At 45.8% G+C, this 23,620-nt stretch carries 19 protein-coding genes; 8 read left to right on the plus strand and 11 right to left on the minus strand.

Features of this window, described 5'->3' with window-relative positions; genetic code table 11:
- Positions 1 to 64: 64 nt before the first annotated feature.
- The 5 genes from ABIX36_RS03995 to mutL are packed head-to-tail and all read right to left on the minus strand — an operon-like array spanning position 65 to position 5,542.
- Entirely contained in the window at positions 65 to 907 is an 843-nt protein-coding gene (locus tag ABIX36_RS03995; RefSeq protein WP_348080872.1) for an NAD(P)-dependent oxidoreductase, read from the minus strand.
- Between the two features lie 27 nt (positions 908 to 934).
- A complete protein-coding gene (locus ABIX36_RS04000) occupies positions 935 to 2,044 on the minus strand; it encodes an endonuclease/exonuclease/phosphatase family protein (RefSeq protein ID WP_348080873.1) in 1,110 nt (369 codons plus the stop codon).
- Positions 2,034 to 2,915, minus strand: coding sequence for a rhomboid family intramembrane serine protease (locus ABIX36_RS04005; protein ID WP_348080874.1), 882 nt, complete (start codon positions 2,913 to 2,915; stop codon positions 2,034 to 2,036). The genes ABIX36_RS04000 and ABIX36_RS04005 overlap by 11 nt, the downstream gene beginning before the upstream one ends.
- Before the next feature lie 36 nt (positions 2,916 to 2,951).
- Positions 2,952 to 3,656 (minus strand): rhomboid family intramembrane serine protease, encoded by a 705-nt coding sequence (locus tag ABIX36_RS04010; protein WP_348080875.1) that lies wholly within the window; start codon positions 3,654 to 3,656, stop codon positions 2,952 to 2,954.
- Positions 3,657 to 3,688: 32 nt separating this feature from the next.
- Positions 3,689 to 5,542: a DNA mismatch repair endonuclease MutL gene (mutL, locus tag ABIX36_RS04015; protein ID WP_348080876.1), complete on the minus strand. Its 1,854-nt coding sequence runs from the start codon at positions 5,540 to 5,542 to the stop codon at positions 3,689 to 3,691.
- 110 nt (positions 5,543 to 5,652) lie between these two features.
- Here mutL and ABIX36_RS04020 point away from each other — a divergent pair, with 110 nt between their 5' ends.
- The 3 genes from ABIX36_RS04020 to ABIX36_RS04030 all read left to right on the plus strand — a co-directional run bounded on the left by ABIX36_RS04020 (position 5,653) and on the right by ABIX36_RS04030 (position 9,493).
- Entirely contained in the window at positions 5,653 to 5,973 is a 321-nt protein-coding gene (locus ABIX36_RS04020; RefSeq protein ID WP_348080877.1) for a hypothetical protein, read from the plus strand.
- Positions 5,974 to 6,057: 84 nt separating this feature from the next.
- Positions 6,058 to 7,689 (plus strand): amidohydrolase, encoded by a 1,632-nt coding sequence (locus tag ABIX36_RS04025; protein ID WP_348080878.1) that lies wholly within the window; start codon positions 6,058 to 6,060, stop codon positions 7,687 to 7,689.
- A complete protein-coding gene (locus ABIX36_RS04030; RefSeq protein ID WP_348080879.1) occupies positions 7,676 to 9,493 on the plus strand; it encodes a serine hydrolase in 1,818 nt (605 codons plus the stop codon). Before ABIX36_RS04025 ends, ABIX36_RS04030 begins: the two co-directional genes overlap by 14 nt.
- A 350-nt stretch (positions 9,494 to 9,843) precedes the next feature.
- Here ABIX36_RS04030 and serS read toward each other — a convergent pair whose 3' ends face one another.
- Positions 9,844 to 11,112: a serine--tRNA ligase gene (gene serS / locus ABIX36_RS04035; protein ID WP_348080880.1), complete on the minus strand. Its 1,269-nt coding sequence runs from the start codon at positions 11,110 to 11,112 to the stop codon at positions 9,844 to 9,846.
- A 90-nt stretch (positions 11,113 to 11,202) separates the two neighbouring features.
- Between serS and rsmI the strand changes: the two genes are divergently transcribed.
- From rsmI to ABIX36_RS04055, 4 genes are read left to right on the plus strand one after another with little or no spacing between them, the layout of a single operon-like run.
- Positions 11,203 to 11,964, plus strand: a complete 762-nt coding sequence (rsmI, locus tag ABIX36_RS04040) for a 16S rRNA (cytidine(1402)-2'-O)-methyltransferase (RefSeq protein WP_348080881.1) — start codon at positions 11,203 to 11,205, stop codon at positions 11,962 to 11,964.
- Between the two features lie 15 nt (positions 11,965 to 11,979).
- A complete protein-coding gene (locus ABIX36_RS04045) occupies positions 11,980 to 12,519 on the plus strand; it encodes a DUF1572 family protein (RefSeq protein WP_348080882.1) in 540 nt (179 codons plus the stop codon).
- Positions 12,519 to 14,141, plus strand: coding sequence for an apolipoprotein N-acyltransferase (gene lnt / locus ABIX36_RS04050; RefSeq protein WP_348080883.1), 1,623 nt, complete (start codon positions 12,519 to 12,521; stop codon positions 14,139 to 14,141). Before ABIX36_RS04045 ends, lnt begins: the two co-directional genes overlap by 1 nt.
- A 15-nt stretch (positions 14,142 to 14,156) precedes the next feature.
- On the plus strand, positions 14,157 to 14,486 hold the full coding sequence (locus tag ABIX36_RS04055; protein ID WP_348080884.1) for a hypothetical protein: 330 nt from the start codon (positions 14,157 to 14,159) through the stop codon (positions 14,484 to 14,486).
- A 216-nt stretch (positions 14,487 to 14,702) separates the two neighbouring features.
- On the opposite strand, the gene ABIX36_RS04060 is transcribed toward ABIX36_RS04055, so the two are convergent.
- Genes ABIX36_RS04060 through ABIX36_RS04080 form a run of 5 tightly spaced genes read right to left on the minus strand, consistent with a single transcriptional unit; the run spans position 14,703 to position 21,536 of the window.
- Entirely contained in the window at positions 14,703 to 15,554 is an 852-nt protein-coding gene (locus tag ABIX36_RS04060) for an N-acetylglucosamine kinase (RefSeq protein ID WP_348080885.1), read from the minus strand.
- Positions 15,551 to 15,934 (minus strand): response regulator, encoded by a 384-nt coding sequence (locus ABIX36_RS04065; RefSeq protein ID WP_348080886.1) that lies wholly within the window; start codon positions 15,932 to 15,934, stop codon positions 15,551 to 15,553. Before ABIX36_RS04065 ends, ABIX36_RS04060 begins: the two co-directional genes overlap by 4 nt.
- 36 nt (positions 15,935 to 15,970) lie before the next feature.
- Positions 15,971 to 17,287, minus strand: a complete 1,317-nt coding sequence (locus ABIX36_RS04070; RefSeq protein ID WP_348080887.1) for a TolC family protein — start codon at positions 17,285 to 17,287, stop codon at positions 15,971 to 15,973.
- Positions 17,288 to 17,293: 6 nt separating this feature from the next.
- The gene (locus ABIX36_RS04075; protein ID WP_348080888.1) at positions 17,294 to 20,422 is read right to left on the minus strand and encodes an efflux RND transporter permease subunit; all 3,129 of its coding nucleotides are present in this window, start codon (positions 20,420 to 20,422) and stop codon (positions 17,294 to 17,296) included.
- Between the two features lie 4 nt (positions 20,423 to 20,426).
- Positions 20,427 to 21,536 (minus strand): efflux RND transporter periplasmic adaptor subunit, encoded by a 1,110-nt coding sequence (locus tag ABIX36_RS04080; protein WP_348080889.1) that lies wholly within the window; start codon positions 21,534 to 21,536, stop codon positions 20,427 to 20,429.
- Positions 21,537 to 21,760: 224 nt separating this feature from the next.
- Here ABIX36_RS04080 and ABIX36_RS04085 point away from each other — a divergent pair, with 224 nt between their 5' ends.
- Complete coding sequence (locus ABIX36_RS04085) at positions 21,761 to 23,566, plus strand: PDZ domain-containing protein (RefSeq protein WP_348080890.1); 1,806 nt, start codon at positions 21,761 to 21,763, stop codon at positions 23,564 to 23,566.
- The last annotated feature ends 54 nt before the right edge of the window (positions 23,567 to 23,620 follow it).

The following is a 23,620-nucleotide window of genomic DNA, read 5'->3' on the forward strand; positions in this document are numbered from 1 at the left end:
CTTACAATTTTTAGGATTGAAGTATAATAAATCCGTATCTATCTAATTCAATATTACTTTAAACTTAACTATTCAATAAATATTCAAAAGTGTACTTAGGCCGGTAGTTAAAATAACGTTTTGCCTTATCGCATACATAAACCCTATCTATACTTTGCGGAAAGGCCCAGCCCCTGGCCTTATAGATCCCTTCTGCTTCCGGGTAATACTTTAATATGGCGCTCAATGGCGAATGCTTCAACTGCACCACATCTTCTTGTTTAAATGGCGACCCGCTGCTGATGTTGAAGATCTCGAAATCGGTAAACTCTGTGCCCAAGGCCAGCCGCAGGGCTTCGGCACCGTCGCGCTCATCCAGTCCGCGGTAAAGGCGGTGGTTTGTTTTGAGGTTATCATCCTCGGGTAAAAAACGGCCAACCCTGTATACTGATGTTTGCAAGCCCTCCTTATAAAAAAAGTCTCGGCAAAGTTGCTCGGTGGTTTGCTTGGTAATGTCGTAGATATCGCGGGGGCGTTCTGTTAAAGTTTCATCCACCCAAACGGCCTTATCTTTATCCACCAATGCTTCGCCATAAATAGATGTGGTACTGGTGTACAGAAATTTTTTAACACCATTGGCTACACAGGCATTCAGCAAATTCAGCGTACCCAGAATATTGGTTTGGATAAAAGCCTCGCGCGGGTAATTCAACTCGAAATGTTTGCCATGCAGGGCGGCGGTATGGATGATAGCATCGAAGCCCTTGGTTATGGTGTCAACGGCTCCCTTGTCTTTTATATCGATGAGTTGATCTGTAGTAGCTGCAGGCATCGTATCTATGCCGGTAACTGCATGCCCGTAAGCTTTAAGGTGGGTTACCGTGGCTGAGCCTAACTGACCGGACGAGCCGGTTACCAAAACTTTCATGATGGGTTTATCGCTCTAATTGTTCAATTATTTTAATGCCACAACAGCCGTAACGGGGTAATGGTCGGAAAGTTTCTTTTTGATAATATCGTAGCCCAGCACTTTAAACTGTGGGCTCACCATAATATAATCTATCTGGTAATTGGGGAAATCGCCATTGTAGGTACGCCCCATACCCGAACCTTTTTCGCGGAAAGTGTTCTTCATCCCCACCTCCATTTGGTTAACGGCAAAGGATGCAGGCGTATCGTTAAAATCGCCCGAGTAAATGTATGGGTACGGGCATTCTTTAGCGTGCGCCTTAACGGTGTACACCTGTTCGGCACGTTTTAAAAACGCTGTTTTGAGTTTGGTGCCCAGCCGTTTGGTGGCCGTCATGTTTGTTTTCCCTTTTTTGGATACCTCGCCCAGGTATTTATAATCTTCCGGCTCAAATTTGATCGATTGCAGGTGCATGCTGTAAAGCCGTATTTTTTTGTCGTTTTTCTGGATATCTACAAAAAGGCATTGGTTCCCCGTCATTTTACCGGATAGCGATACCAGCCCGAAATTAAAAATAGGATACCTGGAAAATATGGCCATGCCGGACGCCTGGTCGTAATTCACATCAAACGGTTCAAAATAATAGAACTCGCTATTCATGATCTTTTTGATAGAATCGATCATATCGTACTGGCCGCGCTTACGGGTGTAAAATTCCTGTATGCCGATGATGTCCGGGTTGTTTTGTTTGATCAATTCGAGGATCTCGTGTTTGGTGGAGATATCGTTATTGGAGCCGTAACGTTTAAAATCGTGCGCGTTATACGTCATTATCCGCAACACGCCCGGGTCGGTTGATGCACCTATTATAGTAGGTAAACGGAAGCCGACATTGTTCAACAATACTTTATAACCAATGAGGATGGTAATTACCGATAATAGAAAATACAGCCTGCGCCTCAACAGCCAGTACACAACGGCAATTACATTAAACAATAATAGCGGCGGATAGGCCAGGCCGAAGAAGGCGATAAGCCAGGCCTTGCGCGGATCGAGGTATGGGGCAAGGTAACTAAGCAATAAAGCCAGGCACAATGCATAATTGATCCATAAGATTATTCTGCCAAAAAAACCTAAGCTTTTTTTATCCTTCATTATTGTTGCTTGCTCGGAGTAGTGTTTCCTTTTCCTGCTTGCTCAGGCTATTTTGTCCCGAAACAGAAATTTTATCTAAAATACGATCAATTTCTTCCTGACTGGGCAAATTAGTAGACTTTTTTTGAGGGGCATTGTAGCTCACCACCTTCATTTTTGGTTTAGGCTGAAACAGTTTATTGATGCTGCCTATCCAATCATTACCTTTTTGCATCTGCTTAATATAAACAAAGCCAAATAAGGCCCCGCCAAGGTGGGCAATTTCGCCACCAGCATTGCTTCCCGCTATGCTTAAAAAATCCAATATCACAATAAACAGGGCTACCCATTTAAGCTTAACCGGGCCGATAAGGATAAGGGAGATGGTATAGTTTGGCAATAAAGTAGCAGTACCCACAATAATAGCCATAACACTTGCCGATGCGCCAACAATAACGCCGCCGGCAGCCGCATTCATACTGGTAAAAGCCGGGAATATATTATAAGCGGCTACGAATAAAATCCCTCCGGTAAGCCCGCCTAACAAATAGAGGCCGATAGTGCGCTTATTGCCCAGGTATTCTTCAAAGATCTGCCCAAACCAATATAGCCAAAGCATATTAAACAGTATATGAAGCGGGCCCGCATGCATAAACATGTAGGTGAAGGGCGTCCAAAAACGGTAAAGCAGGGTGTGCAGATCGGCAGGCAGCAGCAAGTATTTGTTGGTAAACTCAATAATGGCACTATGGCCGAATTCTCTGAACAGTTGTTCCAGAATTGCCGGCACATTGATACCCAAATAAACAATAACGTTTATACCTATAAGCAGGGTAAGTTTATTGCCCGACTTTAATAGTTTGTATTGAATATCTCTCCAGAGGGTGTTCATATAAAACAGCTGTAATTACTATGTAACTAATAAATATTACTGATAATTGTTTGGCCTTTTAACGCCCCAAAGCTTAATCAGCAAAAAGCCGAATAATGCCCCGCCAAGGTGGGCAAAGTGCGCGACCGAATCGCCCGAATACTGCTTAACGCCCAGGAATAACTCCAGCACTATATAAACCGGTATAATGTATTTGGCTTTTACGGGTACCGGTATAAAAAGTATCATCAATTCTAAATTTGGAAACAGCATCCCAAAACCAACCAATACCCCAAAAATAGCACCCGATGCCCCTAAGATTGGTGTTCGATAAATACTGTAAACCGATTGCAGCGCGGCTTCACTAATATTGTTAACATCAGCGCCCCCTAATGTGAAAGAACCGATAAGGTTATGCACTTCCAAACCCTGTACAAACATGTGCAATAACAAAGCACCTATACCTGTAATAAAATAAAAGTTGAAAAACCTCTTCGATCCAAGGGTTGATTCTAATATAGGTCCAAAAGAAAACAAGGCAAACATGTTAAACAGGATATGCGAAATACCGCCGGGATCGTGCATGAACATATACGTTATAATTTGCCATGGTTTAAAATTCGGCGAATTAAAATAAAACGCCGCAAGGTACTTTACTAAATTCACGTAATCCCCAAGCGCAAACATGGCTATGTAAACAATAATGTTGATAATAATAAGGTTTTTAACAACCGGTGTTAAATTGGCAAATGGTGATTGCATGTTCTTTATAAAATATTTTAAAAGCCTAATGGCTATTTTTCAAATCTCTCGGCTAATTCGTTCAGCGTAAAGGTAGTAATTACAGGCTTGCCGTTCAGCGCCAAATTTGGCATCTGGCAGGCAAAAAGCTGGTCAATTAATTGGTTCATTTCCTCCATGGAGAGTTTTACACCGGTTTTAATGGCGGCATTGCGCGCCAGCGACCGCGCCAGGTTATCGCGCTTATCCAACTTTAAAATGGCCAGGTTGTTTTTAAACCCTTCCAGTAATTGCTCCAGCAGTTCGTGCTCATTGGCATTGTTGATATCCGCCGGGATACCTTCTACCACTACCGTGTTTTTGCCAAACTCGCGCACATCAAAACCCAGCGCGCGTATATCTGGCAAAAGCTCTCTCAATAACTCAAAATCGCTGCTGTTTAGTGTAACAGATTGCGGAAATAAGCTTTGCTGGCTCAGCCCGCTATGCGTTTGCAATTGGTGTAAAAAACGCTCGTACAAAATACGCTCGTGCGCCCATTGCTGGTGGATGAGCATAAAGCCCGATTTTATCTGCGACAGGATAAACCGGTTGTGTACCTGGAAGAATTGCTTCTCGCCACTTTTAGTTATTTCCTGCTCGTTGATAGACGTGGCCGGACTGGCGTGCATCTCGTGCTGCAGGCTTTCCTCTTTTTTGGCGATCTCGTAAAGCGTATCCCAGTTTTTTGGGATGGCGGTGCGAGGATTGTTATTGTCGCGGAGAAAAGGCAACTCCCGCTCCGGGCGTTTCTCCGCCGCGAAGGGGTTAAAATCGGGGTTGAAGGCAATGGTTGGCTGCACAATTTCCTCGAAAGGTTTTTGCGTAATAAGGTGCCCGATGCTGTTCTCCTGGTCGAAATCGAGCGTTGGCGTAATGTTGTATTTACCCAACGAACGCTTTACCGCAGAGCGGATAATGGCATAAATGGCCTTCTCGTCTTGGTATTTTATTTCGGTTTTTGTGGGGTGTACATTGATATCTATCTTGGATGGATCGATATCAATAAAAAGCACGTACAGCGGGTAGGTATCATCCGGCAGCAACTCCTCAAAAGCCGTAAGCACAGCATGGTTCAAATAAGCGTCTTTTATAAAACGGTTGTTTACAAAAAAGAATTGCTCGCCACGCGTTCTGCGGGCAAACTCGGGCTTACCAACGTAGCCATTGAGGCGGATGATGGTGGTATCTTCCTCTACCGGCACCAGTCTTTGGTTATAATTATTGCCCAATAAATGAATAATACGCTGCTTTAACGATGCCGAGGGCAGGTGATATACTTCCTGTCCATCGTGGTGCATGGTTAAAAACACCTGTGGGTTGGCCAGCGCTACGCGTTGAAACTCATCGATGATGTGGCGCATCTCCACCGGGTTGCTTTTTAAAAAATTGCGGCGGGCGGGGGTATTATAAAAAAGGTTCTTAATGGAGATGGACGTACCCGTATTGGCCGAGCATGGCTCCTGGCTTAGCACTTCGCTGCCCTCTATAAAAATACAGGTACCCAGTTCGTCCTCGTGGCGGCGGCTTTTCAGTTCCACCTGCGCAATAGCGGCTATAGAAGCCATCGCTTCGCCCCTGAAACCCATGGTACGGATGGCAAAAAGGTCTTCCGCCTTGCGAATTTTCGAGGTAGCGTGGCGTTCAAAACACATACGGGCATCCGTTAAGCTCATGCCGCAGCCGTTATCAATAACTTGTATCAGCGCTTTACCGGCATCCTTTAGTATCAGCTGTATCTTATCGGCACCTGCATCTATGGCGTTCTCTATCAATTCTTTTACGGCCGATGCGGGGCGCTGCACCACTTCGCCTGCGGCTATCTGGTTGGCTACCGAATCGGGTAAAAGCTGTATTATATCTGGCATTTAAAGTATTTCCCTCCTCCCAACTTTCGCCGGGAACTTTTTCGATGCTAAATTAATTATTTGATTGCATAACTTTATTGTTTGGCAATGGATAGTTCCGATAGTACACTATGGCAGATATAAATAACTCACTTAATGACTTTCAAAAAATAATTGAAATTCTGTCGGTCATTCGAAGTAAGATCAACGATCAAACCGATTTTTTATATACTTACTGGGGCTGTGCTACCGACGCTCTAACCGACATAGAAAATTGTATCTCAAAACTCGAGTACGAAAATGCTCAAATATTGCCGGAGATTAATGTGCTTTTTGCCGCTACTGGTCAGTTTCAAGAATTATCTATGTTGAATGGCTGGAGTGACGAATATTTAAAGTTAGCGGCCCGCTTTGATATATGTTACCACAAACTAAAATCAATTAAATCATGAATTAATTATTTGAAGACATAACTTTACCTTTACATACTTGTATATAGTATTTACGTTTATCTATTTACATCCACCTGTTTATTTATGAAGAAATTGTGGCCCCTGCTCTTTGTCCTTGTTGCCGCGTGTAAGCAAAAAGAATACAACGCCGACACGCTTGTTAAAAATGCCCTTGTATATACCGTAGATAGTACCTTCTCCACCGCCGATGCCTTTGTGATAAGTAACGGAAAGATCATAGCCGTTGGCAAAAGCGATACCCTCGAACAAAAATATTTTGCCAAAGAAACCATAGATGCAGGCGGTAAACCTGTTTACCCGGGCTTTATTGATGCACACACTCATTTTTATGAATATGGCTTAGGCTTGCAGGAAGTAAACCTGGTTGGCAGCAAAAGCTGGAACGCCATTGTAGATACCGTAAGTGCCTACTCGCGCCACAATACCGACGGCTGGATCATCGGCAACGGCTGGGATCAGAACATCTGGACTGTTAAGCAATTCCCCAACAAAGCTAAACTGGATTCGCTGTTCCCGGTACGCCCGGTAATTTTAAGCCGGATAGACGGGCACGCCGCTATTGCCAACCAGGCCGCTTTAAACATCGCCGGTATTAAACCCGGACAAACCATTACAGGCGGGCAAATAGAAACCGTTAACGGTAAGCTAACCGGCATATTGGTAGATAACGCCGTAGGGATAGTAACCCGTAAAATACCCGAGCCAAACGAGCAGGTGGTACAATCGGCCCTGCTGGCCGCGCAACGCAATTGCTTTGCTGTTGGTTTAACTACTGTTGACGATTGCGGGTTGCCTTACACCATGGTGAGCACTATAGCCGCCCTGCAGCACAAAGGCGACCTTAAAATGCGCATGTACGTGATGCTTGCCGATAAAGAAGAAAACTACGAGTACCTTTTTAAACGCGGTGCTTATAAAACGCCCGGTCTTAACGTACGGTCGTTTAAAGTTTATGGCGATGGAGCCCTTGGTTCGAGGGGTGCATGTTTGTTAAAACCATATGCCGATAAAGCCGCCTGGAATGGCTTTTTACTAAGTAACAAGGCCCATTTTGAGGAAATAGCCAAAAAGATTGCCGATAAAGGGTTCCAGATGTGTACACATGCCATTGGCGATTCGGCAAACCGGATGATATTAAAAGTATATGCCGCTGCGTTGAAAGGCAAAAACGATAAACGCTGGCGCGTAGAGCATGCGCAAATTGTATCGCCGGAGGATGTTAAATATTTTGGCGAATACAATATTATACCATCAGTACAGCCTACACACGCCACGTCGGATATGGCATGGGCCGTTAACCGCCTGGGGTCTGCCCGCCTTAAAAGCGCTTATGCTTACAAGGACCTGATGAAACAAAATGGCTGGATCCCGCTGGGAACAGATTTCCCGGTAGAAAATATAAACCCTATGTACACGTTTTATGCTGCGGTGGTTCGTAAGGACCTGAAAGGCTTACCCGCCGGCGGTTTCCAGATGGATAACGCGCTAAGCCGCACCGAAGCTTTAAAAGGGATGACCACATGGGCGGCAAAAGCCAATTTTGAGGAGAACGAAAAAGGCAGTATAGCGGTTGGCAAATACGCCGATTTTGTAATACTGGATAAAGATATTATGAAGGTAGCCGGCAGCGAATTGCCTAATGTGAAAGTAATAAAGACATATATAAATGGTGTTAAGGTTTATGAGAAGAAATAAGCAGTTTATCTATCTGCTGCTTTTATCGGGGTTTGTAGTTTTTAATTCGGCATGTGCACAAAACCCACCCTTTACCGGTAAAGCTTACGTACAGGAAGAGAAAGCGGTTGAGCTAAGCACCGTATTGTTAAACAACGAGAAACAGGTTATCCCCCTGCAAAACCTCGACGTTGCCAAAATAGCCAGTATTCATTTTTCGAGTACATACAACGCGGCTTTCGACAGCCTGCTGAATAAATATACTAAAGTGCAGCCCTTCAACGGCAACGATTACCTTGGGGTAAAAACGTTGGATGCGCTTTCGTTGGATACCAAGTTCTACACCACCCTCATTGTTCAGCTAACAGATGCCGACCTGAATAATCCCCAGATCATCGATTTTATCAGCACCAATCAAAAATTGAAGAGTGTGGTAGTATCGCTGTTGGGTAGTGCGGCATCGTTAGTAAAACTGAATGATATTACCGCACCGGTGCTGTGGTCGGCAAGGCTTTCGCCGGTATCAGCCATGTTTAGCGCACAGGCAATTTTTGGCGGAGTGGCCGTTACCCAAAAACTCACAAGAACTTATACACCTAAGTACAAGAACGGGGTCGGTTTCCTCACTTCCAAAACCCGCTTACAATATACCGTACCCGAAGATGCAGGCATCAAAACCGATAATTTATCTGAGATTGATAAAATTGCCAAAGAAGCCATCAGAAGCCAGGCTACCCCCGGTTGCGTGGTAATGGTGATAAAAGACGGCAAGGTGATCTTTAATAAAGCGTACGGTTACCACACCTATGAGAACGAAATCCCCGACAGGATAACCGATATTTTTGATGTGGCCTCGATGACCAAGATCTCGGCTACCACCATGGAAACCATGCAGCTTTACGATCAGGGTAAACTGGCGCTTGATTCTACCACCAGTACCTACCTGGCCCTGGCGCGTAAAAGCAATATCAAAACCCTAACCGTGCGCGAATTGCTGGAGCACCAGGCAGGGTTGATCCCCGATATCCAAACCTTCGGCAAAATAAAACCGACCGATTACAGTGTTGATTCTTCTGCAAACTTCCCTACCAAGGTGAATGAGAATTACTACCTGCGGAAAAATTATTTTGAACAGGTAATGTGGCCCGATATGCTAAACTCGCCTGTAAAGACCCGTGGGCAATACGTGTACAGTGATGTGGGTATGTGCATTATGCAGCAGATTGTTGAAACCATTACATCTACACCGATCAACAACTATGTGCAGCAGCAATTTTATAACCCGCTGGGCATGCAAACCGCGGGATATTTGCCGCTGAACCGTTTCCCGACGAACAGGATACCGCCAACAGAAGACGATAAAAAGGACCGCCACACGTTAATCGACGGCTATGTGCACGACCCAACCGCGGCCCTGATGGGCGGTGTTGCGGGCCATGCGGGCTTGTTTGCCAGTGCAAACGATATAGGCATCCTTTACCAGATGATGCTGAATCGCGGTACATACGGCGGCATACAATACATCAAACCAGAAACGGTTGACCTGTTCAGCTCTAAACAAAGCGCTGTAAGTCGCCGGGGATTAGGCTTTGACCGCTGGGACCCGATACCCGAACATAAATACCCGTCGGAATTAGCCTCCAACCAGGCATACGGGCACACGGGTTTTACCGGCACCTGTGTTTGGGTAGATCCTAAATACGGTTTGGTGTATGTGTTCCTGTCTAACCGCGTGCACCCCAACGTAAGCAGTAAACTCGGCAGCCTCAATATCCGCCCAAGAATACAGGATGCTATTTACCAGGCGATAACGAAGGGGATGTAGACCAATTAATGGTCTTTACGGTTTTATAGTAAAAGATTTGAAATTTATGGTGACAGTATATTATCGAAAAAAATGTTAACCCTGTAATTTTTTAACTTACTTACTGTTAGATACTTACAAAATATAAATTGAAATTGTGTTAAGTTATGTTAACCCTTGAAATTATAGTTATAAAGCGAAAAGAGCGGCAGGTGCCGCTCTTTTCGCTTTATAACTACCCGTCATTGCTGAGGCACGAAGCAATCTCAGAACTATGCATAAACGCTTTGCATGGCGGATTTGTATATCGGGAGATTGCTTCGTTCCTCGTAATGACGTGGCGGAGTGAGTATTGGGAATAACAAATCAATTTAATCTATCCACTCAAACTTAGTATATGGCACCAATACCTCCGGTATTTTAATACCTTTCTCGGTTTGGTTATTCTCCAGCAATGTGGCCACTATACGCGGTAAAGCCAATGCGCTGCCGTTAAGCGTATGCGCTAATTGTGTTTTACCCTCGGCGTTGCGGAACCGTAGTTTTAAGCGGTTGCTTTGGAAAGTTTCGAAGTTTGATACAGAAGATACCTCCAGCCAGCGGCCTTGCGCGGCACTCCAGGTTTCCATATCGTAAGTAAGCGCGGCTGTAAAGCTCATATCGCCACCGCAAAGGCGCAGCACGCGGTATGGCAGTCCAAGCTTTTGCAGCAGGCTTTGTACATGCAGGCTCATCTGCTCCAGCACATCGTAAGAAGTGTCGGGGTGTACCACCTGTACCAATTCTACTTTATCAAACTGGTGCAAACGGTTTAGTCCGCGTACGTGCGCACCGTAAGAACCAGCCTCGCGGCGGAAGCATGGGGTGTAACCTGTATTACGGACAGGCAATTCGTCGCCTTTTAATATCACATCGCGGTACAGATTGGTGATAGGCACTTCAGCAGTTGGTATCAGATACAGGTTGTCCTGTCCTACAAAATACATTTGTCCTTCTTTATCCGGCAATTGCCCGGTACCAAAGCCAGAAGCTTCGTTCACCATCAGCGGCAGCATTACTTCATCGTAACCGGCTTTTTCAGCTTCATCTAAAAAGAAAGCGATTAGCGCGCGTTGCAATTTGGCACCTTTGCCTTTGTATACCGGGAAACCAGCCCCGGTTATTTTAACACCAAGTTCAAAATCTATGAGGTTGTATTTAGTAGCCAATTCCCAGTGCGGCAAGGCGCCGACAGGCAGTTCAGGGATAGAGCCGTTCTCCAGCACAACTTCGTTCTCCTCGGGAGTAATGCCCTTAGGTACGGATGAATGCGGCAGGTTGGGCAGCAAAACTATTTTATCCTGCAACGATTTAGCGATCAAATCGCGTTGTGGGGTTAACTCTTGTATTTCTTTTTTATAAACGGTAAGCGTAATCAAGGATTCAGTATTGGGCTCACGCTTTGCACGTTTCATTTCCCCAATAGCCTTACTGGCTGCATTAACCTCCGATTGTTTATATTGAATTTTTGAGTCAATTTCTTTCAATTGCAAATCAAGTGCTATCACCTCATCTATCAATTCGGGCTGTTTAAAATTTTTTACAGCCAAACGTTCTAAAACCTGTTCCCTGTTATCACGGATATAACTAACTTGCAGCATTATTATAATTTTTAGGCAAAGATATAAATTAGTTGATGGTTTGTGGTTGATGGTTCATAGCCGAATCGCAATTAGCTAAGTGCAGCTACCATGAACGATGAACCATCATCCATGAACTCAACACCAACCGGTAAACTCTACTTAGTACCCACACCCATCGGCAACCTGGAGGATATGACCTTTAGGGCCATCCGTATTTTAAAGGAAGCCGATTTGATACTGGCCGAGGACACACGCACCTCCGCCCCCTTGCTGAAACATTTCGAGATCCAGAACAAAGTGTTTGCCCACCATCAGCATAACGAGCATCAAAGCAGTAACGAGATCATCAAATTCCTGCTGATGGGGCAAAACGTGGCGCTGATATCTGATGCAGGTACGCCCGCAATATCTGATCCCGGCTTTTTCCTGGTGCGCGAGGCCTTGAAATTCAACATCGCTGTGGAATGCCTGCCCGGTGCTACCGCATTTGTACCCGCGCTGGTGAACTCCGGCTTCCCTACCGATAAGTTTTGTTTTGAAGGTTTTTTACCGCTAAAAAAAGGCCGCCAAACCCGTTATAAACAATTAGCTACCGAAGAGCGCACGTTGATACTTTACGAATCGCCGCACCGTTTATTAAAAACGCTGGAAGAAATGGCAACCTATTGGGGTGCCGACAGGCAAGTATCCGTTTCGCGCGAGCTGACCAAGATGTTCGAAGAAACCGTACGCGGGACAGTGACCGAGGTGAAAACCTATTTTGAAACACACCCGCTAAAAGGCGAATTTGTGATGTGCATTGCCGGGGCGGCGCCTGTTGAGGTGGATAAAAAGAAGCGGAAGTATAGCGACGAGGACGACGAAGATTAACCAGCGTATAACAATATGCATACCTTTTTACAAAGCGCGATAAAGCAATTTGAATATTACAAAAGCGTTGGCGAACGTGCCATGGCGCAGGTGCCGGACGATGCCCTGTTTTGGCAGCACAACCCCGAAAGTAACAGCATAGCCACTATTGTAAAGCATCTTCGGGGTAATATGCTTTCCCGCTGGACGGATTTTTTAACCACCGATGGCGAAAAACCCTGGCGCGAACGAGAAGCCGAGTTTGATAACGATATTGTCACCCGCGAAGAATTATTAGCCAAATGGAACGAAGGGTGGGCCTGCCTTTTCGCAACACTGAATACACTAAACGAAGGTAACTGGCATACCGAAGTATTTATCCGTAACGAGCTGCATACCGTAACCGATGCCATAAACCGGCAACTGGCGCATTACCCTTACCATGTAGGGCAAATTGTATTTATCGCCAAAATGGCGGCTGATAGCAACTGGGCTTCACTCACCATCCCGAGGGGAAAAACGCAGGAATTTAACGCCCACAAAATTGCGGAAGAAGCCGGCAAAAAAACTACTTAATGAAAAAAAACATCTCCTTATCCATATCCTCTGGACTATTGCTTTGGATAGCCTGGCCGCCTACGCCGTATACCACGTTCATTCTGTTTTTAGGATTCGTGCCTATGCTACTGGCAATGGAGAACATTATCCAATCTACCTCGGCTAAAAAGGGTAAACAGATCTTCAACACTACCTTTCTGGGCTTTTTTGTTTGGAATACGTTGTGCGTTTACTGGGTATATAACGCGCTCAAGATCATCGGCCCGGTGGTGGCCCTACCCGTTACGCTGATACCTTACGCGCTGGGGCCGTTATTGATGAGCACGGCATGTTGGCTATATTACCGCCTGCGGTTAAAAACCAACCGAACCATCGGGCTTATCGGGCTGGTTTGCTTTTGGATAGGCTACGAATACCTGCACCAAAGCTGGGATCTTAACTTCCCCTGGATGACGCTTGGCAACGGTTTCGCGGTATCGCACCAATGGGTGCAGTGGTACGAATACACCGGCGTTTATGGCGGCACCATTTGGGTATGGGCTATAAACATCCTATTGTTTTTACTTTATGTGGGATTACGGGAAGTGCAAACAAAAAAACTGCGGTCGAAGCTCATCATCAGCGTTACGCTTACATTGATACTGCCGCTGGGTATTTCGCTAACCCGATATTACAGTTACGAGGAACACGTAAACCCGGCCAACATTGTCATCGCTCAGCCCAATATCGACCCATATGAAAAGGAAGGCACTATCCCGGTTTATAACCAGATAGAAACGCTAACTAAACTGTCGGATTCGCTTGCCCAACGTAACACAGAATTTTTCATCTGGCCCGAAACTGCCATTGTGGAATACATGGATGAAGACCATATACTTAACAACAGCTATTACTTACAGGTAAGGAGTTTCCTAAATAGATATAAAAACGGCAACGTAATTACGGGTGGCGAAACCTACCGCTTGTATGATAAGCAAGTTAACCAAACGGCCAGCCCCACGCCCAACGGCGGTTTTTGGGACCATTACAGCAGCGCTATCAACATCGAGAACTCTGCCAAAGTACAGGTGTACCATAAATCGCGCCTGGTACCAGGAGCAGAATCGCTGCCTTTTGGCAATGTGCTTTCGTTTCTAAAACCGGTATTTGCACATTTGGGCGGAGCCACGGGCAATTACACTATACAACCCAAACCCAGCGTACTTTATTCGCAAAGCGGTATTGGCGTAACGCCGGTGATTTGTTACGATTCTATCTGGGGCGAATGGGTGGCCAGATCGGTAAGGGAAGGTTCGGAGTTCATCGCCATTATTACCAATGATGGCTGGTGGGAAAACACCTCGGGTAAAGATCAGCACCTGGATTACGCCAAGCTACGCGCCATAGAAACCCGCCGCTGGGTATGTCAATCTGCCAATACGGGCATCTCTGCATTCATCAACCAACGTGGGGATGTAGTAAAGCAAAGCAAATGGTGGGTGAAAACTGCGCTTAAACACGATATCAACCTCAACAGCGATATAACGTTTTATGTAGCGCATGGCGATTACCTGCCAAAGATGGGAAGCATTTTGGCGGTGTTGGGGATAGTGTTTTTAACGATAAAGTCGATTTTCAGAAAAAGAGCTGCGGTTGTTTAGTTTAATATTAAAATTATGAGGCTGCTAAAAAAAGAAGAAATTGATTTGATCAGCCATTTGCTAAAGCAGGTGCCCAACTGCGATCATTTTTTGCAAAAACTGGCCGATCTACAGGTTGAAGAAATGAAAGACGGCAAAATGGGCAGCCTGAAATTCATCCCTAAAATCAGTAAAAAACAAACTATGAAAGCTGAAATTGCCCGTATAGATACACTTACCGACTTTGATGGAGTCCTATTAAGCATCACCTTAAACCTTAGCACTGATAATGAACTTTACGAACTTGATATATTTAAAGGCGATTTTTCGCCTTTAAAACAATTCCCGTTACCGCCCTATGAATAATGCTTATTGTTCGCCGTTGCCGCGAGTTTTCAACTCGTAGTAACGCACCGAGCAGCTATCAGCTGCCATTTTTCTAAATGAGAATGCTTTTGACAAATGGCAAACAACGAGATATGCTGCACTGATTCGCGGCAGCAACGAATGAGATGGCGATTGCATGGTCGGTACTGTGCGAGTGGGGCGCTGAAACAAGCAGCATGACGTTTTTTTTAAATGCTACCCGTTCCTCTTCACCATAAACTCCAGCAGATCGGTTATGGGTTGGCGGATGATCTTGCCTACATGCACCCCGTTCTCTTCGCACACGGCTTTTAATTCGATAGAGAAGATAAAAGCGATGGAGCCCACAAAGTGGCATTTGAATTTGTTGTATTGGGGGTACGATTTAATGTTGGTATCTACAAACTCCTGGAAGATGTTTTTGAGGAGGGACTGCGCGTATTCGGTTTGGCGGATTTTAGCAATAAAGCGGGAGAAGGATGCGAGGTAAGAATTTGCAGCCGGCTTTTGGTATACGTTCTTGATCACTATTTCCTTATCCAAATGGTAAGCTTCGTTAAATTCCGCGTGGATGTCGGCAGGCATTTTATCGTATAAAAAATCGGTTACGAGTGTTTTGCCAATGATGGTACCTGCCCCCTCGTCACCCAATACATAACCCAGGCCATGCTGCCCGTCGTGAATTTCCTCTCCGTCAAAAAAAGAAATATTTGAGCCGGTGCCCAGGATGCAGCAAAAGCCCTTCTCGTGCCCGCAGGTGGCGTATGCCGAAGCCAGAAGATCGCTATCTACACTGATGTAGGATTGCGGGAACAACACGCTCAAAGCGTTGGAAACGATCTCGTGCCTGTCGGGACTGGAACAGCCTGCACCAAAAAAATATATTTCTGCTATCTGCGGGGCGTACGGCAACAGGTCGGTTATCTGCTCCTGGAGTATTTTTAGAATTTCCTTTTCGGTATGAAAGTATGGGTTTAATCCTACCGACCTGAATGCCTTTGGCTCGCCATCCGGCCCCGAAAGCAGCCAGTCTGTTTTGGATGACCCGCTATCTGCTACTAATATCATGTGCTAAGTTCTTCGAGCGCCTCGTAAGTAAGTGGTTTATGAATAAATTGCGCTACATGCCTGCTATTTCGCGAATTGTTCATATCGGTTGGATCCAGTGAGGACGACAACATGAAGATCTTCACCGGATTTTCCAGATCCAGGTCCAGTTTATCGTATTCTTCTAAAAACTCAAACCCGGTCATCGCCGGCATCCGGATATCTAAAAAAATAACATCCGGCTTAAGAAGCCCTTGCCTCATAGCGGCTAAAGCGTCTACGGGCGACTGTTGAACAATAATTTTCTCCGCAAAATTGCCGCTCTCTAAAATTTTGCGCGTCACAAAATTATCGATGTAATTATCATCGATGAGCAAACAAATTTTATAGCGAACAGGCATGTTCAAAAATAATCTTTTAAAGCAATTAAATATACTTTATTGAATATTAATACTATTGGTAATTTGCTTTAAAGTAACCTCGGCCATTTTGCTTTGGTATTGTGCCGAAAAGAAGGTGGATTGCGCATCCAGGTAGTTCCTTTGCGCCTCGCGGATCTCCAGCGGGGTGATGTTTCCCAGCCTGTATTTTTCTAAAGAGATCTCCAGGTTTTTGCGCGCCAGTTCCACGTTAGATTGCCCTATTTTGATCAAGTCCAGCCCCGAAAGGTAAGAAACATAGAAGTTGCTGATCTGTGCTTCTACTTCCAGCATCGTTTTTTTGTAGTCGATATCGGCGTTATCTATCTGCAGTTTTGCGTTGCGTTCTCTTCTCCACTGGTTTAAACCATCGAATATATTGATAGATGCTACCACCCCGTAAGCAAAGCCATGCGCGTTTTGCTGTAGGGTAAAACCCGCCGGCGTTTTATTTTTGGTAAAGGTATAACCAGACGTAAGCCCTACAACAGGGTAACGTGTACTGCGCACTTGTTTCAGGTTGATGTCTGCAAGGCGTTTATTTATTTGCGAGGACAGGATACCCGGGTTTTGTGTTTGCGCTTTGCTAATGATATCGCCCAAAATCAGGGAGCGATCTACCACTATGGTATCACCTACCGAAAAATCGGTTTGCAGATCGCGTACCAGTAGCTGGTTCAGCTGAATTTTGCTGCTTTTAAATTGCTGCAATTGAACAATAAGCGCTGCAGTATCGGTATTCAAATTCACCTGGGCGTTGTATACCTCTAACCTCGAAACCCGCCCAACGGTAAACTTATCATTGGAGTACCGTAATTGCGTACGCGAAATATCTATGGCGCCATGCAATGCCTTTATCTGTTCGTTTTGGCTGATGAGGTTGTAATACGTATTAATAACGTTGGCCACTGTGCTTTGGATGGTATCCTGCAGGCGGATGGCACCAAGCTTATCCAGCTGTTTTAACTGGTCGTAAGTGGCGAACATAGCAAAGCCATCGAATATCGTCCAATTGAGATTTACGCCGTAGTTTAAATTACTGTTGTGCGCATTTTTAATGTCGTTCACCGTACCGTCGCTACGGGTTTGCTTGGTGGTTTGTATGCTGCTGTTTTGGGTAAGGTTGCCCGTTACTGTTGGCAAAAAGCCCGCGTTACCCAGCGTTACGTTATTGCCCGATATGGCCGCGTTATTTTGCGACAGCTTAATGTTATAATTGTTCTTTAATGCAATCTCCACTGCATCGCGCAGGGTAAGCACCGGGGCATCCTGCGCGGTGGCGTTTGTAAAAGCCGTGCAGCAAAAAATTAAGCCTATTAAATATTTGATCTTCATTGCTGCTTAATGTTTTTGAATAATAATATGCGTTGGGTGAATTGCCGCCGCTTCTTCTTCGGTTTCTTCATCAGGGTCCTTACGGGTTTTAGAAGCGAATACCATGTACATGGTTGGTATTACATAAAGCGTAAGCACCAGCGAGAAAAGCATCCCACCAATAATTACGATACCTAACGATACACGGCTTTTTGCACCCGCACCCAAAGCCAAAGCAATTGGTACTGAGCCAAGCACTACGGCCAAACTCGTCATTAATATTGGGCGTAAACGGGAGGTAGCGGCCTCAACCACCGCCTCGTATTTATCAAGGCCCGCCTCCATGCGCTGGTTGGCAAATTCTACAATCAAGATCCCGTTTTTGGTTACCAGCCCCACCAGTGTAATTACACCAATTTGGCTAAAGATGTTAAATGTTTGATCGAATAGCCATAGTGAAAGGAATGCCCCGGATATAGCCAATGGCACCGTGAGCATTACAATAAATGGATCCACAAAGCTTTCGAACTGTGCGGCAAGTACTAAATAGATGAGCAACAAGGCAAATAAGAACGCGAAAGCGATGTTTGATGAACCTTCGGCGTAATCTCTTGATGGGCCGCTTAGCGCGGTACTAAAAGTTTCGTCCAGCATTTCTTTCGAGATGCGGTTCATTTCGGCTATGCCGTCTCCCACGGTTTTACCCGGCGCAAGCCCGGCTTGCACAGTTGCCGATTTATACCGGTTAAAGTGGAAGATAGAGGGCGGCGTGGCGCTTTCCTGGATCTTCACTACGTTATCCAACTGCACCAAATTACCTTTTGAACTGCGCACGTAAACCGATTTCAGATCCAGCGGCTGATCGCGGTTGGCGCGATCTACCTGGGCTATCACCTGGTATTGTTTGCCGTTGATGAGGAAATAATCTAAACGTCCGCCGCTATAGTAAAGCTGCAGCGTTTGGGCAATGTCCTCTACCGAAACGCCCAGGTCGCGGGCCCGGTCGCGGTCTGTCGTTACACGCAACTCGGGTTTGGTAAATTTAAGGTTGATATCTGTTCCCTGGAAAACCGGACTTTTTGATACCTCTGCAAAAAAATCGGGCAGTACCTTACGGATCTTTTCAAAATCCTGGTTTTGGATAACAAATTGCACCGGCAATGAGGTGCGCGCGCCGCTACCGCCACCGCTTATTGTTTGCTCTTGCACTACAATGGCCCTTGCATCGGGCATGGCACGCAATTTTTTGTTTAAAAAGTCGGCTATTTGTTGCTGGGTACGGGTACGCTTATCGGGCGCTACCAAACCAACGCGGCCAAAACCGGAGTTGGCCGAACCGCCGCCGCCAAATGACGGCGAAACGATCTCGAGGTTCACATTCGCTTCCGGCACCGAATCAGCTACTATCTGCGCCACCTTATCCATGTAACGGGTCATGTACTCGTACGTTGCACCTTCGGAACCGGTTACCTGGTAACGCAGCAAGCTGCGGTCGTCAAGCGGGGCAAGTTCCGACGGGGTAATTTTGAATAACACACCCGTAAGCAAAAGCGAACCACCTAATATCACGAACGATACCCATTTTTTCTTCATGAAGTTCACGAGCGTTTCGGTGTAGCCGTTGGTCATGCCTTCGAAGAAAGGTTCGGTTTTTTCGTAGAATTTTGATTTCTTTTGGCTCTTGCGGATCAGTTTTACATTCAGCATTGGTGTTAAAGACAGCGACACAAATGCAGAGATCAGTACCGATCCCGCCACCACTACCGCAAACTCGCGGAACAGCCTGCCTGTAAAACCCTGTAAGAACATAATAGGTAAAAACACAGCCGCCAATGTAACCGAAGTGGATACCACCGCGAAGAAGATCTCCGCCGAACCCTGGAAAGCGGCCTGCCTGATGGCCATGCCACCTTCTACTTTTTTGTAGATGTTCTCGGTTACCACAATACCGTCATCCACCACCAAACCGGTGGCCAGTACAATGCCCAGTAGGGTTAAAATATTGATGGAGTAACCGAATACATACATGATAAAGAATGCCCCTATCAATGATACCGGGATATCTATAAGCGGACGGAAAGCGATGAGCCAATCGCGGAAGAAAAGGTAGATGATGATCACCACCAATATAAATGATATTAGCAGCGTTTCCTTCACCTCTACAATAGAGTTATTAATGAATTTGGTGTTATCCAAAGCCACTTTCACCTTAATATCCGGCGGAAGGTCTTTTTGGATCTGCGCCAACCTGATATAAAAATCCTTGGCTATTTGCACATAGTTAGCTCCTGGCTGTGGCACCACGTTAAGGCCCACCATCGGTACAAAAGATTCCTTCAGTGAGGTTTCTTCGTTAGCCGAACCCAGCACCGCGTAGCCAATATCATTCAGTCTGATCACCCGGTTACTATCAGCACGAATAATGAGGTTATTAAAATCTTTTTCGTTAGTGAGCTTGCCGAGCGCGCGGATGGTGATCTCGGTGTTGTTACCCTCAATTTTACCCGCGGGCAACTCCACGTTCTCGCGGTTCAGCGCGGTACCTATATCTGTTGCTGTTAAGCCCAGGGCCGAAAGCTTGGTTGGGTCTATCCACAAGCGCATGGCGTACTGGCGCTGGCCCTGTATGTTGATAGTACTTACACCGGGGATGGTTTGCAAACCTTCCTGCAACACGTTCTCGGCAAAATCATTCACCTGCATAATGTTGCGCTTATCGCTGCTAACGGTAAGGGTGATAATGTTATCCGCGCTGGCATCGGCTTTGGTAACTACCGGCGGTGCGTTAATATCCTGCGGTAACTGGCGCTGTGCCTGGCTCACTTTATCGCGCACATCATTCGCGGCGGTTTCCAGGTCGGCATCCAGGTTAAACTCTACGGTGATATTGCTGCTCCCTACCGAACTGGTAGAGGAGATATTACGAATACCCGGTACGCCATTAATGGCTTTCTCCAGTGGCTCGGTTATTTGCGATTCTACTACATCGGCGTTGGCGCCCGAGTAGCTGGTAGATACGGATATAATGGGCGGATCTACCGAAGGGAAGTCCCTCACTCCTAAAAAGGTATAGCCAATTACGCCAAATACGACAATAACAACCGACATCACCGTTGCCAGTACAGGCCTTTTTATACTTACGGACGATAAACTCATATTGTTATTCTATAACTTTTAAAACTTTCAAAGGCGATTTCGGGCGGATCTGTATCAAGCCCGACACTACTATGCTATCACCCTGTTTCAACCCATCAACAATTTGAATTTTGGTGTCAGTACGCAGGTCGGTTTTTACAAATTTGGCCACTGCTATACCATTTTGATAAACATAAACCTTGCTGCTTTTCAAATCGGGGATAACGCATTCGGTTGGTACCATAATTGTTTTAGGGATCTGGTCGAGCGTGAGATTTATCTTGGCGAATGAACCTGCTGTAAGCAAATTGCCCGAATTTGGCGCTTTTGCCCGCACCGTGATCGTACGCGATGTAGCATCCAATGCCGGCTCAATAGCGTAAACCGTTGCAGCAAATTCCTTCTGCGAACTTTCTATGGTAAACCTCACCTTGCTCCCCTTGCCAATAATAGGCAGGTAACGTTCAGGTACCGAGAAGGTAAGTTTTGCCGGGTCGATATTAACGATGGTAGCGATGGGCGTTGACGGCGAAAGATAACCGCCGGGGCTAACATTGCGCAAACCAATGGTTCCCGAAAACGGAGCACGGATCTCGGTACGGCTTATTTGCGCCCTTATCACATCGGCCTGTGCCTTCATTGCGTTTAGAGATGACAGCGAGGTTTCGTATTCCTCTTTACTCACCGCCTCTTTCTCCAGCAATATTTTGTTGCGGTTGTTAATGTCGCGTGCCAATACCATCTGCGCATTTATCTGTTGGAGGGCTGCCTGCTGGTCCTGGTTGTAAACTTTTACCAGCAATTGCCCTTTGCTTACTTTAGTGCCTTCGGTAAAATATATACCGGTAATATTGCCGGCTGTTTGGCTTATCAGGCTTACCTTTTCGTTGGCATCAATGGTACCGGTAATATCTATCTGGTTGCTTACTGCGGTGTCTTTTACCACCATAAGCACAACAGATACGGGTGGGTTTGCTTTGCCACCCTTTCCGCCTTTTGCGCCTGCGCCGCCGCCGCCTCCCGCACCTGCGGTAACAGCATCGCGCTCTTTAGCATGCTTGCTAAAAAACTTATTATAAATAAGGAAGGCAACCAATAAAGCCAGCAGCGTATAGATAATGTATTTAGTTTTCATGTTTGGCGTATTGGCAAAGTAATTGGGTTTTGATCGGATTAATTAAGGCTTCGTAACTGTTCATTCAAGCAAATATAATTGTATATCGGTTATAACTTGCAACTGGTTAATATTCGCAAAACTAACCGCTTAGGGCGCATTTTGATTGCTTGTATCAACCATTTTACAACATTGGCATTTTTTGCTTTGCAATTAAAAAACATAAAAATTTATAACTTGCAGCCATGAAAACTTTTAAACCATTAGCCCTGGCTTATTTAATATTGTTACTTATGAAGATTTCCACGGCCGGCGCCGCTGTAGTTCCCCCTAAAATAGCATATAAAGTTACCTTCCCCGAAGCACAAGCACACTATGCCGATATAGAAATGACTGTAAGCGGCTTAAAGCAACCCACCCTCGATCTTAAAATGCCCGTTTGGACACCCGGCTCGTACCTAATAAGGGAATTTGCCAAAAACATCGAAAGCTTAACAGCCACCGCTAATGGCAAAGCTGTTGCTGCCCCAAAAACAAGCAAGAACACCTGGCATATCAACACCACCGGCATATCAACCGTGGTGGTTAAATATAAAGTTTATTCGTTCGAAGTATCGGTACGTACCAGCTTTGTAGATATTACACATGGCTTTTTATCAACCACGGGCATATTTTTATTTCCTAAAGGGATGCTGAACCAGCCATCAAGCATTAAAATAATTCCTTATAAGGATTGGACCACCGTATCTACCAGCCTGGAAAAAGTTGGCGACGACCAGTTTACCCTTACCTCGCCAAACTTTGATATCCTTTACGATTCGCCTATAGAAGTAGGTACGCAGGACGTTTTCGGCTTCGACGCTGCAGGTGTAAAATACGAAGTTGCCATGTACGGTGGCGGCAATTATGATAAAGAACGCCTGAAGAAAGACATGGCTAAGGTTGTTGAAGCAGAAACTGCTGTTTTTGGCGAAAACCCCAACAAGCATTACACCTTTATTGTACACAACCGCGCACGAGGCGGAGGTGGTTTGGAGCACTTAAGCTCAACTGTATTAGGTGCCAGTCGTGAGCAATATGGCAGCGAAAGCGGCTATATTAACTTTTTAGGCCTGGTAGCGCATGAGCATTTCCACCTGTGGAATGTAAAACGCCTGCGCCCTATTGTATTGGGCCCGTTTGATTACGAGACCGAAAATTACACCACCAACCTTTGGATAGCCGAAGGCTTTACCGCCTACTATCAGAATTTGATCCGCCGCCATGCCGAGCTGTATTCGGTAGACAGCTACCTTGGCGACGCCGTTGGTGATATTAACACGGTGGAGAACCAGCCCGGCACAAAAGTGCAGCCCCTGGCCGAGGCCAGCTTTGATGCCTGGATAAAAGCGTACCGCCCCAACGAGAACTCTTACAATACCGGCATATCTTATTATGATAAAGGCGCGGTAGTGGGCATGCTGCTCGACCTGGAGATCATGAACGCTACCGGCGGCAAACAATCGTTGGATGATGTGATGAAATACATGTATAACACCTACTACAAAGGCAAAAAACGCGGCTATACCGATGCCGAGTTTAAACTGGCCTTCGAAAAGTTCTCGGGCAAAAACCTGGATGATTTTTATGCCAAATACATCAACGGCCTGGCCCCAATCGATTATAACAAATACCTTGGCTACGCCGGTTACAAAATTACCGATCAGCTGGCCGATAGCAATAACCCAACCCTCGGCGTATCCGCAAGCAACCAACCTGCTGGCAAAAAAATTGTGAGTATGGTGCTGCGCGATGGTGCCGGCTGGAAAGATGGCATTAGCGTTGGCGATGAAATTGTATCGGTAGACGGCACCCCCGTTACCGATATGACCACCCTTATGAACGGCCGCAAAGTTGGCGATAAAATAACCGTTGCTGTTATACGCGATGGTAAACCCTACAGCCTGCCGGTAACCCTGTTACGCAACAACCGCGTACAGTACAAGGCCGAAGAACTGCCAAACCCTACCGCACAGCAACTGGCCGTGCGCAAAAAATGGCTGAAACAGTAAGGGTATTAAGATCTTATTAAAGAACCCCCTTTCTGATTTTTCGGGAAGGGGTTT

The organism is Mucilaginibacter sp. (genome assembly GCF_039925265.1).
GTDB lineage: Bacteria > Bacteroidota > Bacteroidia > Sphingobacteriales > Sphingobacteriaceae > Mucilaginibacter.

What these genes read in the sequence shown, in the direction of transcription:
- ABIX36_RS04010 (WP_348080875.1), bottom strand. Translation starts at nt 3,656, where the DNA reads ATGCAATCACCATTTGCCAATTTAACACCGGTTGTTAAAAACCTTATT.
- ABIX36_RS04025 (WP_348080878.1), top strand. Translation starts at nt 6,058, where the DNA reads ATGAAGAAATTGTGGCCCCTGCTCTTTGTCCTTGTTGCCGCGTGTAAG.
- rsmI (WP_348080881.1), top strand. Translation starts at nt 11,203, where the DNA reads ATGAACGATGAACCATCATCCATGAACTCAACACCAACCGGTAAACTC.
- ABIX36_RS04030 (WP_348080879.1), top strand. Translation starts at nt 7,676, where the DNA reads ATGAGAAGAAATAAGCAGTTTATCTATCTGCTGCTTTTATCGGGGTTT.
- ABIX36_RS04055 (WP_348080884.1), top strand. Translation starts at nt 14,157, where the DNA reads ATGAGGCTGCTAAAAAAAGAAGAAATTGATTTGATCAGCCATTTGCTA.
- ABIX36_RS03995 (WP_348080872.1), bottom strand. Translation starts at nt 907, where the DNA reads ATGAAAGTTTTGGTAACCGGCTCGTCCGGTCAGTTAGGCTCAGCCACG.
- ABIX36_RS04000 (WP_348080873.1), bottom strand. Translation starts at nt 2,044, where the DNA reads ATGAAGGATAAAAAAAGCTTAGGTTTTTTTGGCAGAATAATCTTATGG.
- mutL (WP_348080876.1), bottom strand. Translation starts at nt 5,542, where the DNA reads ATGCCAGATATAATACAGCTTTTACCCGATTCGGTAGCCAACCAGATA.
- ABIX36_RS04045 (WP_348080882.1), top strand. Translation starts at nt 11,980, where the DNA reads ATGCATACCTTTTTACAAAGCGCGATAAAGCAATTTGAATATTACAAA.
- ABIX36_RS04065 (WP_348080886.1), bottom strand. Translation starts at nt 15,934, where the DNA reads ATGCCTGTTCGCTATAAAATTTGTTTGCTCATCGATGATAATTACATC.
- lnt (WP_348080883.1), top strand. Translation starts at nt 12,519, where the DNA reads ATGAAAAAAAACATCTCCTTATCCATATCCTCTGGACTATTGCTTTGG.
- ABIX36_RS04075 (WP_348080888.1), bottom strand. Translation starts at nt 20,422, where the DNA reads ATGAGTTTATCGTCCGTAAGTATAAAAAGGCCTGTACTGGCAACGGTG.
- ABIX36_RS04085 (WP_348080890.1), top strand. Translation starts at nt 21,761, where the DNA reads ATGAAAACTTTTAAACCATTAGCCCTGGCTTATTTAATATTGTTACTT.
- ABIX36_RS04080 (WP_348080889.1), bottom strand. Translation starts at nt 21,536, where the DNA reads ATGAAAACTAAATACATTATCTATACGCTGCTGGCTTTATTGGTTGCC.
- ABIX36_RS04070 (WP_348080887.1), bottom strand. Translation starts at nt 17,287, where the DNA reads ATGAAGATCAAATATTTAATAGGCTTAATTTTTTGCTGCACGGCTTTT.
- serS (WP_348080880.1), bottom strand. Translation starts at nt 11,112, where the DNA reads ATGCTGCAAGTTAGTTATATCCGTGATAACAGGGAACAGGTTTTAGAA.
- ABIX36_RS04060 (WP_348080885.1), bottom strand. Translation starts at nt 15,554, where the DNA reads ATGATATTAGTAGCAGATAGCGGGTCATCCAAAACAGACTGGCTGCTT.
- ABIX36_RS04020 (WP_348080877.1), top strand. Translation starts at nt 5,653, where the DNA reads ATGGCAGATATAAATAACTCACTTAATGACTTTCAAAAAATAATTGAA.
- ABIX36_RS04005 (WP_348080874.1), bottom strand. Translation starts at nt 2,915, where the DNA reads ATGAACACCCTCTGGAGAGATATTCAATACAAACTATTAAAGTCGGGC.